The sequence below is a fragment of the Cupriavidus sp. H19C3 genome, from assembly GCF_049393815.1.
GTDB lineage: Bacteria > Pseudomonadota > Gammaproteobacteria > Burkholderiales > Burkholderiaceae > Cupriavidus.
The window spans coordinates 2,631,046-2,646,915 of record NZ_CP184985.1; the positions used below are offsets into that span (position 1 = coordinate 2,631,046).

A 15,870-nucleotide genomic window follows, 5' to 3' on the forward strand; every position below is an offset into this window, starting at 1 on the left:
TTACTTCGCGCGGCGCGGGCGCGCCCCTACCATGGTTGCGTTGCCTGCCACCATCAAGAGACTGTTGCCGTGGACATTGCCGTGCTCGACGACGACCCCGCGCGCTCCCTGTTCCTGGAACAGGCGCTACGCCGCAGCGATCATCGCTGCATGCGGTTTCGCCACGGCACCGCGCTGATCGACGCCTTGCACTACCAGACCTTCGACGCGCTGCTGCTCGATCGCGATCATGCTTACGACGATGTGCGCGAGATCGTGCGCTGCGTACGGCGCGCGTTTGGCATGGGCGTGCCGATGATGGTGCTGTCCGACGACTATTCGGAAGCCGATGTGGTCGGCTGCCTCGACGACGGCGCCGATGCCTGCCTGCAGAAGCCCGTGCGCCACGGTGAGCTGGTGGCGCGCATCGAGGCGCTCGCGCGCCGCGCCGCCGCGCCCTATCGCCGCGCGGGAGACACCGGCCGCCTGCCCGAGCACGGCGACCAGCCAGACCTCGTCTATGGTTGCTTTCGCTTCGAGCTGTACGAGCAGCGCGCGTGGGTGCACGGCAAATGCGTGCGGCTCTCGCCCAAGGAATTCGCGCTGGCGGTGCTGCTGTTCCGCAACCTCGGCGCGCTGGTGACGCGGCGCCTGATGAACGACCAGGTCTGGCAGGGCACGCTCGACGACCATGCGCGCACCATGGACAGCCACCTGTCGCGCGTGCGCGGCAAGCTCGAACTGTGGCCGTACAACGGCGTGGACCTGCGCACGGTCTACAGGATCGGCAGCCGGCTCGACGCGGTATAGCAGGCGCTGGCAGGCGCGCGCGCGTGGGCGCGCCGCGTTGCTTCGTACTTGCCTTACTCGACCTTACTCGGCCTTGCTCGGCCTTACTCGGCCTTACTCGGCCTTGATGCCGGCTTCCTTGACGATACGCGCGTTGTCCTCGTACTCGGAATGAATCGACGCCGCAAACTGCGCCGCGGTGCCACCGGTGGGCACTTCCCCATCGCGCAGCAGGCGGTCGCGCACTTCGGGCGACGTCAGCGCCTTGTTCAGTTCCGTATTGAGGCGATTGACGATGGCAGCCGGCGTCTTGCCCGGCGCGAACACCCCAAACGTCGAGGTCAGGTTGGCCTTGGGATAACCCAGTTCTGCCAACGTCGGCACGTTGGGCAGATTGTCGATCCGCCTGGGCGCCCCCACCGCGATTGGCCGCAGCTTGCCGGCCTGCATCTGCGCGGTCAGTTGCGGGCTCGCATTGGTGCTCATGACTTCGAACTGGCCGCCGAGCGCGTCGGTCATCTGCTGGCCGCCGCCCTTGTACGGGATCAGCGTCACGTCGGCCTTCGACTTGGCCTTGACCTGTTCCAGCAGCACGTGACCCACCGTGCCGAGACCCGAGGTGGCCCAGCGCACCGACCCGGGCCTGGTCTTCGACTGCGCGATCAGATCCTGGAACGACTGGCCGGCAAAGCTTTGCGTGGCCACCACCAGCACCGGGGAATACATCACGCTCATGACGGGCGCGATATCGCGCTGCGGATCGTAGTTGACGCGACCCACGTGCGGATTCAGCGTCAGCGGGCTGGTCGAGGCGAAGCCCAGCGTGTAGCCATCGGGCGCGGCCTTGGCCACGGCATCGATGCCGATGCTGCCGCCGGCGCCGGCGCGGTTCTCCACCACGACCGAGGTGCCCATCTGCGCCGACAGGCGGTCGGCCAGCGCGCGCGCGACGGTGTCGCTGATGCCGCCGGTCGGATAGGCGACGATCAGGCGGATTGGCTTGCTCGGGTAGGCATCGGCGGCCAGTGCGGGCGCGGCGGTGAGAGTGGCGGCGCCGGCAAGGGCAAGCGCGGCCAGCATGGGCATGGAAGAGAAAGAGGCCATGGTGGGGCAGAAGGAAGGAGTGGCAGACATGTGTCGACGCTCAGGCCGAACCGGACGCGCCGGGATCGGGCGGATCCGAAGCACCCGAAGCACCCGACACCCCCGAAGCCCCCGCAGGACCGCGGGGGCTGGCAGGTGCGAGCGGTTGCTCGGGAACCCATGAGACGAACAGTTCGTTGGCGCGATCGTAGAGCCGCCATGTCGTACCGCATTCCCGGCAGGTGAACGTCATCATGCTGAACGGCACGCCGGCCGCGCTCTGGCTGACCAGCGGCGCGGTACTGCGCAGGGCCAGGCAGGCGTGCGGCTCGCGGCGGCGCGGATCGGCCGCGAGTGCCAGGCAATGGGCACACGCAGGGCGCGGGGCGCCGGCGGACGAGGGGGAAGACGGGGGCAAGGCGGACTTCATGACCGTCATGATGCCGCAAAAAGCGCGCCAGCAACGAAAGTTGTCTGCGGCGGCCACGCGACAGCTTGCTGCCTTCCGGTGGATTTCCGGCGAATATCGCGCGCTGGCTCTTTACCGCCGGCACGGCGCACGCCAAGATTTGCTTCCCCCGCATCACACCACAAAGAAGAGAAGGAGCATTCCGCATGCAACGTCCCGTACGATCCCGCCTGGCCCTGCTGCCCGCGGCGGTGGGTGCCACGCTCGCCGCCGCGCTGCTGGCGCAGGCCGCCCAGGCCGCGCCGGTGGAACCCGCTTACCAGCTTGCGCAGCAGGAAAAGCCGGCCCTGATCGCCACGTTGAAGGACCTGGTCTCCATCGAATCGGGCAGCAAGGACCTCGAAGGTCTCGATCGCATCGCCAACCTTATCCGCGACCGCCTGGCCGCGCTGGGTGGTGACGCCAGGCTGGTCGAGCCGACCGAGGTCTACCGCATGGCCGATACGCCCGAGAAGGTCGGCAAGATGGTGATGGCACAGTTCAAGGGCACCGGCACGCGCAAGATCATGCTGATCGCTCATATGGACACCGTCTACCTGCGCGGTATGCTGGCCCAGCAGCCGTTCCGCGTCGATGGCGACCGTGCCTATGGTCTTGGCATCGCCGACGACAAGAACGGTGTGGCGGTGATCCTGCATACCATCGCCATCCTGCAGAAGATGAAGTTCAAGGACTACGGCACGCTGACGGTGCTGATCAACGGCGATGAGGAAATCAGCTCGCCCGGTGCCCGCGCCACGCTGACCAGACTCGGTGCGGAGCAGGATGCGGTGTTCTCGTGCGAAGCCACGCGTATCAACGGCGACCGCCTGTCGCTGGCCACCAGCGGCATCGGCGCCATCGCGCTCAAGGTCGAAGGCAAGTCGTCGCACGCCGGCAGCTCCCCCGAGCTGGGCCGCAACGCGCTCTATGAGTTGTCGCACCAGGTGCTGCAGATGCGCGACCTGTCCAATCCCGATACCGGTCTCAAGGTCAACTGGACACTGGCCAGCGCCGGCACCAACAGAAACGTCATTCCGGCCACCGCCACCGCACAGGCCGACGTGCGCGTGCTGCGCACCGCCGACTATGACGGCCTGGAAAAAACGCTGCAGGAGCGCATCAGGCAGAAGCTGATTCCGGATACCAGGGTCGAGGTCAAGTTCGAACGCCGTCGTCCACCGCTGGAAGTTACGCCGGCCGCGCGCGCGCTGGCGGCGCATGCGCAAGGCATCTATGCGGAAATCGGCGAGAAGCTGATGGTCTACGACACCGCCGAGGGTGGCGGTACCGATGCCGCCTTTGCGGCGGCGGCCACCAAGGCACCGGTGATCGAGCGCTTTGGCCTGCGCGGCTTTGGCGCGCACTCGAACGATGCCGAGTATGTGGACCTGAACTCGGTGACGCCGCGCCTGTACCTGCTGACACGCATGATCATGGACGTGTCGCAGGACAAGACGGCCAAGTAAGAACCGGGCCCGTCAGGAAGGCCGCGGTACCGTCCGTGAGACAGTACCGCGGCAAGCGCGCCGTCAGGCGATGCCGCGCTTGCGCAGATCCGGCAGCAATACCGCCAGCAGACCCAGCAACGGCAGGTAGGCACAGAACTGGTACACGGTCGCGATGCCATGCGCATCGGCCATGCGGCCCAGCACCGCGGCACCGATGCCACCCATGCCGAAGGCAAACCCGAAGAACAGGCCGGACACCATGCCGACCTTGCCCGGAATCAGTTCCTGCGCAAACACCAGGATTGCCGAGAACGCCGAGGCCAGGATAAAGCCGATCACCACCGACAGCACGCCGGTCCAGAACAGATTGGCATGCGGCAGCATCAGCGTGAACGGCGCCACGCCAAGGATCGATGCCCAGATCACGCGCTTGCGGCCGATGCGGTCGCCGATCGGACCGCCGAGGATCGTGCCGGCCGCCACGGCAAACAGGAACAGGAACAGGTAGACCTGCGAGGTCTGCCGCGTCAGCCCGAACTTATCCATCAGGTAGAACGTGTAATACGTGTTCAGGCTGGCCATGTAGAAGTACTTCGAGAAGATCAGCAGCAGCAGCACGGCAATCGCACGCACCACCGTCGCGGTCGGCAGCGGTCTGGCCGCGGCGCCCGTGCTCTTCTTCCTGGCCGCGCGCTCGGCCAGATGGCGGCCATACCAGCCGCCGATCTGCCACAGCACCGCGATGGCCAGCAGCGCCGCCAGCGAAAACCACGCCACACTGCCCTGCCGGTGCACGATCCACGCCGCCAGCAACGGGCCCATGGCGCTACCGCCATTGCCGCCCACCTGGAAGATCGATTGGGCAAGGCCATGCTGGCCGCCCGACGCCATGCGCGCCACGCGCGACGACTCCGGGTGGAAGATGGACGAACCGGTGCCGACCAGCGCGGCCGCCACCAGCAGCACGCCGTAGGTCGGCGCCACCGACAGCAGCAGCAGGCCCGCCAGCGTAAAGCCCATGCCGATGGCCAGCGAATGCGGCTTCGGGTGCTTGTCGGTATAGAGCCCCACCACCGGCTGCAGCAGCGACGCGGTGATCTGGTAGGTCAGCGTCAGCAGGCCGATCTGCGTAAAGCTCAGGTTGAAGCCGCCCTTGAGCATCGGATAGATGGCCAGGATCAGCGACTGGATCATGTCGTTGAGAAAGTGCGCGAAGCTGATCGCGTACAACACGCGGAAACGCGTGCCCTCGTCTCGCTGCGCCGCGCCGGCGCCAGGCGCGGTATTGACGGTTGTGCTCATGATGCGGGGGCGCATTGGCCCAGTGAGAGTTAAAGATCGGGAATCTGGAGGAACTTCTTGCCTAGTTTGCGTGGCATCGTAAATGGCAAAATGCCGCCTGTCCTGCGAGAATAAGGCCGAGACCTTGGAGAAAAGGACATGCCCCGGTCCCAACCCGCCCTGCCCGATCCCACTGCGCGCGCCGACTCCTACGCCCGGCATCCGGCGTACCTGCAGTTCGACCGCAGCCCGATGCCCGTCACCGCGATGGCGGCGGACTACCTGCCCGGCCACGTCACCAAGGCGCACCAGCATCCGCATGCGCAGCTCGTGCATGCGGTCCATGGCGTGATGGTGGTCTCCACCGCGCAAGGCCAATGGATCGTGCCGCCGACGCGCGGCATGTGGATGCCCGCCGATACCGTGCACTGGATTCGCATGGTCGGACGCGTGCAGATGCGCACCGCCTATATCCGGCCCGATGCCTCGGATCGCCTGCCCACCCAATGCACCGTGCTGGGGATATCGCCATTGCTGCGCGAGCTGATTCTGGCCGCGATCGATATTCCGCTGCCCTACGGTCCGGATTCGCGCGATGGCAGGCTGATGCGGCTGCTGCTCGATGAAGTCCTGCTGGTGCCAACGCTGCCGCTGCATCTGCCCCATCCGGCCGATGCGGACCTGCGCGAAATCTGCGAGGAGATCGTGACCACGCCGGATTCGACATCGACGTTGGCGGACTGGGGAGCACGGCTGGGGCTCGACCCGAAGACCATCCAGCGCCGCTTTGCGCGCGAGACCGGCATGACATTCGGGCAGTGGCGCCAGCAGGCGCGCTTGCTGGCAGCGCTGGAGAAACTGGCGGCGGGGGCGAAGATACTCGATGTGGCGCTGGACCTCGGCTACGACAGCCCGAGCGCCTTTGCGACGATGTTCAAACGGCAGTTCGGCGTGCCGCCGAGCGCGTTTTTCCGCTGAGGGTCAGCGGTTCGCAGAGGCCCGTGCAGGTGCAGGCGTCCGCTCAGCCGTCCGTTCAGACACCAGCATTGGGCGACAGGTACCGCTCCACCAGCCGCGTCCAGTAGGCCGCGCCGACGGTCAGGTTCTCGTCGTTGAAGTCGTAGCCGGCGTTATGCAGCAGCGGCTGGTTGGCGCCATTGCCCATGCGAACGAAGCAACCGGGGCGCTGCTGCAGGAAGTACGCAAAGTCCTCGCTGCCGGCGATACGATGGAAATTCCCCACCGCGCGCTCCGGTCCCACGAGTTCCTCCGCCACCTGGCGCGCGAATTCGGTCTCGCGTTCGCTGTTGACCAGCACCGGATAGCCGCGCACGTAGTCGATATCGACCGTCGCGCCGTAGCCCTCCGCATGCGCGGTGGCCAGCTGGCGGATGCGCGCCTCGACCGACGCCCTCACCTCCGGGCTGAACGAGCGCACGCTGATCTCCATGCGCGCGCTGTCGGGAATCACGTTCGGCGCGTGACCGGCGTGCAGCGTGCCGATGGTCACCACCGCGGTTTCGTTGGGGTCGACATTGCGTGCCACGACCGATTGCAGCGCCATGACCAGGCTGCCGGCCACCAGGATCGGATCGATCGACTGATGCGGACGTGCCGCATGGCCGCCCTTGCCGCGAATGGTGAGAGTCACGGTATCGCACGCGGCCATGAACGGCCCCGCGCGGAACATGAAGGTACCGGCGGCCACGCCGGGATGGTTATGCAGGCCGAAGATCGCATCGCACGGGAAGCGTTCGAACAGGCCATCGGCGAGCATGCGTTCGGCCCCGCCGCCCGCGCCGATTTCCTCGGCCGGCTGGAAGATCAGGTTGACCGTACCGTCGAAGTTGCGCGTGCGGGCAAGTTGCTTGGCGGCGCCGAGCAGGATGGTGGTGTGGCCATCGTGACCGCACGCGTGCATCTTGCCTTCATGCACGCTCGCATACGGCAAACCGGAGCGCTCGTGGATCGGCAGCGCGTCCATGTCGGCGCGTACGCCGACGCTGCGCGCACTCGTGCCATTGCGCAAGGTGCCGACCACGCCGGTCCCGCCGACGCCGCGCGTGACCTGGTAGCCCCACGATTCCAGGCGAGAGGCGACGAGTTCCGCGGTGTGGATCTCGTTAAATGCAAGTTCGGGGTGCTGATGGATGTGGCGCCGGATGTCCTGCAGTTCGGCGTGACTGTCGAGCGTGTCGTCCAGGGTGCAGAACGTATCTGCGGACGACGCTGACGATCGGGGCGTGACGGTCTTGAATATCGACTCAATTTCGGGGGCGTGTTCAGACATGGCAGTGCTCTTTGTCTTGGTAACAACGTTGGATTCAGTTTGTCACGCGTCGTCCGCAGATAAAACCCCGAAAGCGGATTTCGTGCGTTTGCGCCCCAAATCGAGCGAAAACTGTTGCCCTGAGGGAACGCTTTGATACGAATCGCGACGCTTTGTATGAAGACGTTTCAGCGGGGAACCTCGTTGACACGCCTCAACGAGGTTCCTTCGGACGATGATCTCGCCCTATCTTTCCTTCTTGTCCATCGGGCTCACCGATCGCAACTCAGCGATCCCCATAAGGCACCACGAGCTGCTGCTGCACGCCCAGCCCCTCGATGCCGAGCCGCATGCTGTCGCCCGCCTTCAGGTAGCGTGGCGGCTTGAACCCCATACCCACGCCAGGCGGCGTGCCGGTGGCGATCAGGTCGCCGGGCATCAGCGTCATGAAGCGGCTCACGTAGCTGACGATGGTGGCCACGTCGAACACCATCGTCGCCGTGGTGCCCTTCTGCAGGCGCTCGCCATTCACATCGAGCCAGAGGCCGAGCTTCTGCGGATCGGCCACTTCATCGCGCGTGACGAGCCATGGGCCCACCGGACAGAACGTATCGCAGCCCTTGCCCTTGTCCCAGGTACCCCCCCGCTCCAGTTGGAATTCGCGTTCGGAGACGTCGTTCACCACACAGTATCCGGCCACGTGGTCGAGCGCCGCTTCGCGCGAGACGTTGCGCGCGGTGGTCCCGATGACCACGCCGAGCTCCACCTCCCAATCGCACTTCTCGGCGCCGAACGGCAGCATGACATCATCGTCGGGACCATTGAGCGAGGTGGTCGCCTTGAGAAAGACGATCGGCTCCGCCGGCAGCGGCATACCGGCCTCCGCGGCGTGATCGGCGTAGTTAAGGCCGATCGCGATGATCTTGCCGATGCCATGCCAGGGCACGCCATGACGCTGGCTGGGCACCACCGGCAGGCTGGCGGGGTCGATCTGTGCAAGCCGCGCCAGGCCCGCAGGCGAGATCTCATGCGGACCGATATCCCCGATCACGCCCGCGAGGTCACGCACACGGCCGTCGCCGTCGACCAGGCCCGGGCGCTCGGCACCCGGCTTTCCCACACGTACGAGCTTCATTGCTTGTCTTCTCCGATGGTTGCGATGCCGGCCATGCCAGCATGAGTGGCGTGGCCTGCGTTAGTTGCGTTGCTTGCGCGCGTGACGGCGCGCACGAGCGGGTATGTCCCTCAGCGCGCGCCCAGCAGCTGCTCGATCTTGCCGACGAACTGCTTGTCGTCCGGCTTGGTGGTACTGCCATAGCTGCCCACCACCTTGCCGTTCCGGTCGATCAGGTACTTATAGAAGTTCCACTTCGGCGAAGTGCCGGTTTCCCTGGCCAGCAGCGCGTACATCGGATTGGCGTCGCTGCCGCGCACATGGGTCTTGCCGAGCATCGGGAATTTGACGCCGTACGTGTTGTAGCAGAAGTCCGAGATCTCCTTTTCCGAGCCCGGCTCCTGCGAGAAGTCATTCGACGGGAATCCCAGCACCACCAGGCCGCGCTCGCGATATTTGGCGTACAGCGCTTCAAGTCCCTCGTATTGCGGGGTAAATCCACAGTAACTGGCGGTATTCACCACCAGCACCACCTTGCCCGCATATTGGCAAAGGTTCTGCGGCGCCTCGTCCTGCAGGCGCGGAAACTTGAAATTGAGGGAGGCCGGGCAGGCACCCGCGGCGGGGGCGGCAGCGCCGGGCAAGGCCGGCGCCGCAGCCGGCTTGTCTGTGGCTGAGGCAGCGGCTGAGGCCGTGACTGCGGCGGTGCCGAAGAAAAGCCCGGACAGCAGCAGGGCGGCGAGGGAAAGCGGGCGGTTCATGACGGGGGCACTCCGGAAGATGGATCGCGCGCCAAGTGTAAGCCGCCCGCGTCCGCCAGAAAAGCCGGGCGCGCCAGCAACGGCTTACGCGATGGATCGTGCGTGGCGGTGTCCGTGGAGTCGGATTGGCGTGCCGCTGGATCGCCCGCTGGCGTCAGTCCATCAACGCCGACTTGGCGTGCTCGGTCACGCTGCTGCGCAGTTCCAGATCCGGCATGCGCCGCACGATGATCAGCGCGATCGTCGCCGCTACCGCGCCCGCCGCAAAGATCAGATGGAAACCGGACTCCACCCCGCCTGCCAGCGCCTGCCGCACCACCGGCGACAGATGCGCCATGGCCTCGCTACCGTGACGCAACGCGCCGAGATCGAGCGTCTCCTTGACACCGGTCTGCGCAAGCGCATGACGGAACTCCAGCGCCAGCAGCGTTCCCGCCAGGGCACCGCCCAGCGCGCTGCCGAGCGAGCGGATCACGAGCAGGGCGCCGGTACCCGAGCCCATATCGCGCCGCTCGAGCGCGTTCTGTACCCCGATCAGCGTACCCACCATGGTCATACCCAAGCCGATGCCCGCGAGCGTCATCGCCAGCAGCACCAGAACGGTGGGCACGGCCGGCGTGGCGGCAGCGAGGGCCACCAGGCCGATGGTCGCGGCAACATAGCCACCGCTCAGGATGCCGCGCATGCGGCCCATGCGCGGGGCCAGCCAGGCCACGATCAGGTTGCCGGCCACGGTGGACAGCAGGAACGGCACCACCAGCAGGCCAGACATCGACGCATCCGCGCCGCGCACGAGCTGGAACAGCAGGGGCAGGGCAAAGATGCACAGGAAGATATTGAGCGCGGACATCGCCGATGCACCCACGCCCATCACGTAGGCGCGGTTCTGGAACAGCCGCGGCGCCAGCATGGGATCGGGCGCGCGACGCTCCTGCCAGGTCAGCAGCGCGAGGGCCACCCCCGTGAGCAGCAGCAGGCCACCCATTTCCGGGGAGATCCAGTCGAAGGCGTCGCCGGCCCAGCTCATCGCGAGCAGGAATGCCACGATGGCCACGGCCAGCAGCAGGGCGCCGAGCCAGTCCACCTGCGGCTTGCCCCCGCGCGGACGCAGGTGGGCGAGGCCGCGATAGCACATCGTCATGGCCAGCGCGCCGAGGGGCACATTGATCCAGAACAGCCAGCGCCAGGACATATGGTCCGAGACCCAGCCGCCCACCAGCGGTCCCGCAATCGATGCCATGGCCCACACCATCGCCAGATATCCCTGGTACTTGCCCCGTTGCCGCGGTGCCACCACGTCCGCGATGGCCGCCTGCGCCAGCGACATCAGACCCCCGCCCCCGAGCCCCTGCAGCGCGCGGAAGACGATCAGCTGCGTCAGCGATTGCGCCAGCGCGCAGGCCACCGACGTCACCACGAACAGCGAGATCGCCACCATCAGCAGCCGGCGCCGCCCGAAGCTATCGGACAGCTTGCCGTACAGCGGCGTGGTCACCGTCGACACGATCAGGTAGGCCGTGACGATCCACGACAGATGGCCGAATCCGTTCAGATCGTTGGCAATCGCCGGCACCGCCGGAATGACCACGGTCTGATCCAGCGCGGCCAGCAGAATACAGAGCACGATGCCACCGATCACGCGCATGATCGCGCGGTGGTCGTGGAGGGCGGGGGGAAGAGAGGACGAGGCAACGGCCTCGGCGACAGGCTGAGCGGTGGACGGCGAAGACATGAAGGCGCGGCAGGGAGGAGAGAATGACCGCACTTCATGGAGTCCGGCCTAATTCAGCAAGCGCATAATTATATGCGGTTGTCGTACCTCCTGCCGTCGCTGCAGGGCAACACCGAGCGGCATCGTTGCCTGGCGCGCACGCGTGAAGTTTCCTCTGCAGCCGGGATGGCCACAAAGGACAAAGCTATCGTTACCGACAATCAATAGCAATTGCTGCGATGTCGGGGGCGTCGGGGCGGAACGGACGGCCGCCCTGACGCGTGCCCGCTCAACGCACGTTGCCGGAGATGTAGTGCTCGAGCTGCTCGATGATGAATTTCTGCTCGGAGATGATGTCCTTCACGAGGTCGCCGATCGACAGCATGCCGATCAGGTCGTCGCCTTCCATCACGGGCAGGTGGCGCAGGCGGTGGCGCGTCATGAGCGCCATGCAGTCGTCGGTGCTCTGCTCGGCGCGCACATAGATCACCGCGGTGGTCATGATTTCCCGGACCAGCGTTTCGCGCGAGGTTCGCTGCATCAGGATCACCTTGCGCGCGTAGTCGCGCTCGCTGAGGATCCCCAGGATCTTGCCGTGCTCCATGACCAGCAACGCCCCGATGCCTTTCTCCGCCATCAACTGCAGCGCAGCATAGACCGTCGCTGCCGGCGGAATGCTGAAGATGGCCTGACTCGGCTTGGATTCCAGAACCTGCCGTGCGGTTTTCATACCGACTCCTTGTTCCGTCTGGGAAACGTCCACGGCACATGCTTCCCTGTGGCATGTGCACCGGCCGGCGCGCCGCGCAATGCGTGGCCTGCGCGGCCGGCCACGTTCATTCAGATTAGCAAAGGATCGGCGTGGCTCACAGGGTGACGTTCGCGAATCTTTGTAAGAAAGGTTATGGCGCCCACGGTGCCAACGCGGCACTTGCATCAGGCCGGAATGGCGCAGGGGGCGGAGGCCACGCGCCCTGTCACTCCGTGAGCATGCGGACCTTGACCTTGCGTCCCTTGACCTTGACCTCGTTGAGCTTGCGCACCGCTTCCCGGCCGATGGCGCGATCGACCGCGATATAGGTCGACATCTCCGTCACGTTGATCTTGCCGATCTGCTCCTTGGCGAATCCCGCATCGCCCGTCAGCGCACCGAGGATGTCGCCCGGACGGAACTTCTCCTTGCGGCCGCCCAGCATCTGCAGGGTAACCATCGGCGGCAGCAGGCGCTCCTTGCCGGTGGGCTCCAGCTCGGCGACCGCATGCCATTCGAACTCGCCGCCGTGATGCTGCTCCAGATTTCCGACGCGGCCCATCTCGTCCATGCTGACCAGCGTAAAGGCCCAGCCCTCCGCATCGGCCCGGCCGGTGCGGCCCACGCGGTGTACATGCACTTCCGGATCGGGCGTGACATCGACGTTGATCACGGCTTCCAGCTGGGCGATATCGAGTCCGCGCGCGGCCACGTCCGTGGCCACCAGTACCGAGCAGCTGCGGTTGGCGAACTGCACCAGCACCTGGTCACGGTCGCGCTGCTCGAGTTCGCCATGAAGCGCGAGCGCCTGGTAACCCTGCGCGCGCAGCAGGTCCACCAGATCGCGGCAACGCGCCTTGGTATTGCAGAACGCAAGCGTGCTGGCCGGGCGGTAATGATCGAGCAACCGGCTTACGGTCTGCAGACGCTGACCTTCGTCGATTTCATAGAAGCGCTGGCGAATCTTGTCCGGCGCGTGCTGCTCGGCGAGTTTGATTTCGCGCGGCTTGCGCATGAACTGCTGGGCGAGCCTGGCGATGCCGGGCGGGTAGGTCGCGGAGAACAGCAGCGTCTGCCGCTCCTTGGGGCAATGCCGCGCGACAAACGCGATGTCGTCGACAAACCCCATATCGAGCATACGGTCGGCCTCGTCGAGCACCAGGGTATTGATCGCGCGCATATCGAGGCTGCTGCGTTCGATATGGTCCATGATCCGCCCGGGCGTGCCGACCACGATATGGGCGCCATGGATCAGGCTATCGACCTGTGGGCGCATCGGCGAGCCGCCGCACAGCGTCAGCACCTTGATGTTCTCCTCGGCCCGCGCAAGGCGGCGGATCTCCTGCGTGACCTGATCGGCCAGCTCGCGCGTGGGACACAGGACCAACCCCTGCACGTCGAACTGCCTGGCGTCGAGCCGATGGAGCAGGGCGAGCGCGAAGGCGGCGGTCTTGCCGCTACCGGTACGGGCTTGCGCGATCAGGTCTTCGCCCGCCAATGCCACCGGCAGGCTCGCCGCCTGGATGGGCGTCATGGCGTCGTAACCGAGCTGCGCCAGGGTCGCCAGGGTGGCGGCGGATAAGGGGAGGGAGGAGAAGGGAGCGTCAGGGGCGGAAGTCATGCCGGATTATAGCGACCGGGGCTCGCAATTTATTGCCTTGACCGCGTGTTGATCGTGCACACCGGTGGCTCGGGCCGCCCGGGCGCCGTGTCGCTGGGGCCAGTCACTGCGCCACTCGGGCCGGGTCACGCCGCCGGCTTCCACCCCAGCCGCTGCAACAACCCCTGGGCCGCCGCCGGGGCACGTTCCTTGGCGCCGTTGATGAAGAACACAAACACTTCCTTTGGCTTGAGCTTGCCCGTCCCATCTTCCACACGGGGCAAGTCGTCGGTCACCTTGCCATCGCCCCAGGCTTGCACGCGAGCGGCCCATTCATCGAGGGCCTTGGGCCCGTACCCGGTGGCAAGCTTCTCATTGGCATTCATCAGACGCGCATACACAAAGTCCGCGGTCAGGTCTGCCATCGACGGAAACTTCGGCGAATCGGTAAAGACCGTCGCCGCCTTGAACTTGCGCGCGAGCTTTACATACTCCGGACACATGAAGCTCTCGTGCCGAACCTCCATCACGTGCCGCAGCTTCACGCCTTCGACAGCATCCGGCAGCAACGACAGAAAGCCCTCGAAGTCCTCCGCATCGAACTGCTTGGTCGGCGCGAACTGCCACACCACCGGCCCGAGCTTCTTGCCCAGCTCGGCAATCCCGCTGTTGAGAAACTTGTCGATGGAATCGCCCGCTTCCGCGAGCACGCGCCGATTGGTCGCAAACCGGTTCGCCTTGACCGAAAACACAAACCCGTCCGGCGTCTCGTCGCGCCACTTCACGAATGACGTGCGCTTCTGCGTGCCGTGATACGTACTGTTGATCTCGATCGCCGTCAGCTGCCGACTCGCATATTGCAACTCCCGCGCCTGCGCGAGTCCCTCGGGATAAAAATTGTCCCGCCACGGCGCGTAGGTCCAACCGCCGATACCGACACGAATGTTGCTCGCAAACGTTCCCTGCTTGGTACGCGTTGCCATCGAGAAGCTCCAGGAGGAGGGCGATGGGGGAAGTCTAGCGGATCCGTGAGGGACGGCGCGATGGACGGCGTGAGGGACGGCACGATGGTGACCGGCTACCCGAGTGCCGTGCCCCTATTTGCCAACCGGATACTTTTTCGCATTCATTTCCATCTTGGCGCGCACCGCGGCATCCAGGTCCACGCCCAGCGTCGTCACCAGCTGGGTGAGATAGATGGTGATGTCGGCCAGTTCCTGCTCGACATGGGCGCGCTCATCCGTCGACATCACGCCACGGGATTCTTCTTCCGTCTGCCACTGGAAAATCTCGACCAGCTCGGCGACTTCCACACTGAGCGCCATGGCGAGGTTCTTTGGACTGTGATACTTGCGCCAGTCACGCGCGTCGCCGAAATCAGCGGCGGCTTGCTGGAGATTCCTGATGTCGATGAGGGACATGATGGTGGTGCTGGGGGAAGGCAAAAGGTGTATTGAACCACGCCGTCGCCGCTTCTCGTGCCTTGCCTCATGCAAGGCTCCCCGAGCTTGATGCGATCGCCCTCGAACCGGGCGCACATGTCGGTGTTCATGCATAGTGGATAGCGAGGCAGCGCAAGCGGCGCTGCTTCCGTGCCATGCAGCGCGTGCGGCGACTCCGCACTGCCCCAAGGGCACCGTGCCCTGGGGCCAACCTGCATCGGAAATTTATGCCCGCAGGAACGCCAGCAGATCCTGGTTGAGCTGTTCCTTGTGCGTATCCGTCAGCCCATGCGGCGCGCCTTGATACACCTTCAGGATCGCATGCGGCACCAGCTTCTTCGACGCCTTGCCACCCACATCAATCGGCACCATTTGATCGTCGTCGCCGTGCACGATCAGCGTCGGCTTGTCGAACTTCTTCAGATCGGCGGTGAAGTCCGTTTCCCCGAATGCGCGCACCGAATCGAACGTGTTCTTCATGCCACCCATCATGCCTTGCATGCACCACGATTCAATCAGTCCTTGCGAGACCTTTGCACCCGGGCGATTGAAGCCATAGAAAGGACCGCTGGCAATATCGCGAAACAGTTGCGAGCGGTCTGCGATCATGCCGGCGCGAATCTTGTCGAAGACTTCGATCGGCACGCCGCCCGGATTGGTCGGCGTCTTGACCATCTGCGGCGGCACGGCGGAGATCAGACCCAGTTTGGCGATACGCGCGGTGCCATGACGGCCCACATAGCGTGCCACTTCGCCACCGCCGGTGGAGAAGCCAATCGCCGTCACGTTCCTGAGGTCGAGCGTGTTGATGACCGTGGCCAGGTCATCGGCGTAGTGGTCCATGTCGTTGCCATCCCACGGCTGACTCGACCGGCCATGCCCGCGGCGGTCATGCGCCACCACGCGGAAGCCGTTCGACGCAAGGAAGAACGCCTGGCTCTCCCAGCTATCCGAACACAGCGGCCAGCCGTGGCTCATCGTCACGACCGGGCCGTTCTTCGGACCCCAGTCCTTGTAGTAAAGCTCGACGCCGTCCCTGGTGGTGATGGTGCTCGCAGACTTGTTGCCAGCGCCGGACACATCGGTGGACGATGCGCGGCCGGTACCGGCCATGGCCGCGGTGGGCAGAGCGGCCGCCACCATGGCTACGGCGCTACCCTTGAGGAGGTTGCGACGATGAGTGTCGTTGGG

The 15,870-nt window shown here is 65.4% G+C and carries 15 protein-coding genes; 3 read left to right on the plus strand and 12 right to left on the minus strand.

Features of this window, described 5'->3' with window-relative positions:
* Positions 1-69 precede the first annotated feature (69 nt).
* Positions 70-789 (plus strand): response regulator transcription factor, encoded by a 720-nt coding sequence (locus DFLDMN_RS12235; RefSeq protein WP_423195227.1) that lies wholly within the window; start codon positions 70-72, stop codon positions 787-789.
* Between the two features lie 93 nt (positions 790-882).
* Here DFLDMN_RS12235 and DFLDMN_RS12240 read toward each other — a convergent pair whose 3' ends face one another.
* Together DFLDMN_RS12240 and DFLDMN_RS12245 are read right to left on the minus strand one after the other, a co-directional pair.
* The gene (locus DFLDMN_RS12240) at positions 883-1,854 is read right to left on the minus strand and encodes a Bug family tripartite tricarboxylate transporter substrate binding protein (RefSeq protein ID WP_423198392.1); all 972 of its coding nucleotides are present in this window, start codon (positions 1,852-1,854) and stop codon (positions 883-885) included.
* Between the two features lie 58 nt (positions 1,855-1,912).
* Positions 1,913-2,290 carry a hypothetical protein gene (locus DFLDMN_RS12245; RefSeq protein WP_423195228.1) on the minus strand — a complete coding sequence of 126 codons (378 nt, stop codon included), beginning with the start codon at positions 2,288-2,290 and terminating at the stop codon, positions 1,913-1,915.
* 176 nt (positions 2,291-2,466) lie between these two features.
* Between DFLDMN_RS12245 and DFLDMN_RS12250 the strand changes: the two genes are divergently transcribed.
* Positions 2,467-3,768, plus strand: a complete 1,302-nt coding sequence (locus DFLDMN_RS12250) for a M20/M25/M40 family metallo-hydrolase (protein WP_423195229.1) — start codon at positions 2,467-2,469, stop codon at positions 3,766-3,768.
* Between the two features lie 63 nt (positions 3,769-3,831).
* Here the strand turns inward: DFLDMN_RS12250 and DFLDMN_RS12255 are convergent, their stop codons facing one another.
* A complete protein-coding gene (locus DFLDMN_RS12255; RefSeq protein WP_423195230.1) occupies positions 3,832-5,052 on the minus strand; it encodes an MFS transporter in 1,221 nt (406 codons plus the stop codon).
* A 138-nt stretch (positions 5,053-5,190) separates the two neighbouring features.
* On the opposite strand from DFLDMN_RS12255, the gene DFLDMN_RS12260 reads away from it, so the two are divergent.
* Complete coding sequence (locus DFLDMN_RS12260) at positions 5,191-6,009, plus strand: AraC family transcriptional regulator (protein WP_423195231.1); 819 nt, start codon at positions 5,191-5,193, stop codon at positions 6,007-6,009.
* Between the two features lie 55 nt (positions 6,010-6,064).
* Here the strand turns inward: DFLDMN_RS12260 and DFLDMN_RS12265 are convergent, their stop codons facing one another.
* The 9 genes from DFLDMN_RS12265 to DFLDMN_RS12305 form a co-directional block, all read right to left on the minus strand.
* Complete coding sequence (locus DFLDMN_RS12265) at positions 6,065-7,321, minus strand: M20 aminoacylase family protein (protein WP_423195232.1); 1,257 nt, start codon at positions 7,319-7,321, stop codon at positions 6,065-6,067.
* 265 nt (positions 7,322-7,586) lie between these two features.
* Positions 7,587-8,435 (minus strand): fumarylacetoacetate hydrolase family protein, encoded by an 849-nt coding sequence (locus DFLDMN_RS12270; RefSeq protein WP_423195233.1) that lies wholly within the window; start codon positions 8,433-8,435, stop codon positions 7,587-7,589.
* 110 nt (positions 8,436-8,545) lie between these two features.
* Positions 8,546-9,175 carry a glutathione peroxidase gene (locus tag DFLDMN_RS12275; protein WP_423195234.1) on the minus strand — a complete coding sequence of 210 codons (630 nt, stop codon included), beginning with the start codon at positions 9,173-9,175 and terminating at the stop codon, positions 8,546-8,548.
* 154 nt (positions 9,176-9,329) lie between these two features.
* The gene (locus DFLDMN_RS12280) at positions 9,330-10,907 is read right to left on the minus strand and encodes an MDR family MFS transporter (protein ID WP_423195235.1); all 1,578 of its coding nucleotides are present in this window, start codon (positions 10,905-10,907) and stop codon (positions 9,330-9,332) included.
* A gap of 268 nt (positions 10,908-11,175) precedes the next feature.
* Entirely contained in the window at positions 11,176-11,616 is a 441-nt protein-coding gene (locus tag DFLDMN_RS12285) for a CBS domain-containing protein (protein WP_423195236.1), read from the minus strand.
* 247 nt (positions 11,617-11,863) lie between these two features.
* Entirely contained in the window at positions 11,864-13,258 is a 1,395-nt protein-coding gene (gene dbpA, locus DFLDMN_RS12290; RefSeq protein ID WP_423195237.1) for an ATP-dependent RNA helicase DbpA, read from the minus strand.
* 125 nt (positions 13,259-13,383) lie between these two features.
* Entirely contained in the window at positions 13,384-14,220 is an 837-nt protein-coding gene (locus DFLDMN_RS12295) for a DUF72 domain-containing protein (RefSeq protein WP_423195238.1), read from the minus strand.
* A gap of 114 nt (positions 14,221-14,334) precedes the next feature.
* Positions 14,335-14,658 carry a nucleotide pyrophosphohydrolase gene (locus DFLDMN_RS12300; RefSeq protein ID WP_423195239.1) on the minus strand — a complete coding sequence of 108 codons (324 nt, stop codon included), beginning with the start codon at positions 14,656-14,658 and terminating at the stop codon, positions 14,335-14,337.
* 246 nt (positions 14,659-14,904) lie between these two features.
* Positions 14,905-15,822 carry an alpha/beta fold hydrolase gene (locus DFLDMN_RS12305; protein WP_423198393.1) on the minus strand — a complete coding sequence of 306 codons (918 nt, stop codon included), beginning with the start codon at positions 15,820-15,822 and terminating at the stop codon, positions 14,905-14,907.
* Between the last annotated feature and the right edge of the window lie 48 nt (positions 15,823-15,870).

Coding starts and splice junctions, on each gene's coding strand:
- DFLDMN_RS12245 (WP_423195228.1), bottom strand. CDS start 2,290: ATGACGGTCATGAAGTCCGCCTTGCCCCCGTCTTCCCCCTCGTCCGCC.
- DFLDMN_RS12295 (WP_423195238.1), bottom strand. CDS start 14,220: ATGGCAACGCGTACCAAGCAGGGAACGTTTGCGAGCAACATTCGTGTC.
- DFLDMN_RS12305 (WP_423198393.1), bottom strand. CDS start 15,822: ATGGTGGCGGCCGCTCTGCCCACCGCGGCCATGGCCGGTACCGGCCGC.
- DFLDMN_RS12270 (WP_423195233.1), bottom strand. CDS start 8,435: ATGAAGCTCGTACGTGTGGGAAAGCCGGGTGCCGAGCGCCCGGGCCTG.
- dbpA (WP_423195237.1), bottom strand. CDS start 13,258: ATGACTTCCGCCCCTGACGCTCCCTTCTCCTCCCTCCCCTTATCCGCC.
- DFLDMN_RS12275 (WP_423195234.1), bottom strand. CDS start 9,175: ATGAACCGCCCGCTTTCCCTCGCCGCCCTGCTGCTGTCCGGGCTTTTC.
- DFLDMN_RS12300 (WP_423195239.1), bottom strand. CDS start 14,658: ATGTCCCTCATCGACATCAGGAATCTCCAGCAAGCCGCCGCTGATTTC.
- DFLDMN_RS12285 (WP_423195236.1), bottom strand. CDS start 11,616: ATGAAAACCGCACGGCAGGTTCTGGAATCCAAGCCGAGTCAGGCCATC.
- DFLDMN_RS12265 (WP_423195232.1), bottom strand. CDS start 7,321: ATGTCTGAACACGCCCCCGAAATTGAGTCGATATTCAAGACCGTCACG.
- DFLDMN_RS12255 (WP_423195230.1), bottom strand. CDS start 5,052: ATGAGCACAACCGTCAATACCGCGCCTGGCGCCGGCGCGGCGCAGCGA.
- DFLDMN_RS12240 (WP_423198392.1), bottom strand. CDS start 1,854: ATGCCCATGCTGGCCGCGCTTGCCCTTGCCGGCGCCGCCACTCTCACC.
- DFLDMN_RS12250 (WP_423195229.1), top strand. CDS start 2,467: ATGCAACGTCCCGTACGATCCCGCCTGGCCCTGCTGCCCGCGGCGGTG.
- DFLDMN_RS12260 (WP_423195231.1), top strand. CDS start 5,191: ATGCCCCGGTCCCAACCCGCCCTGCCCGATCCCACTGCGCGCGCCGAC.
- DFLDMN_RS12280 (WP_423195235.1), bottom strand. CDS start 10,907: ATGTCTTCGCCGTCCACCGCTCAGCCTGTCGCCGAGGCCGTTGCCTCG.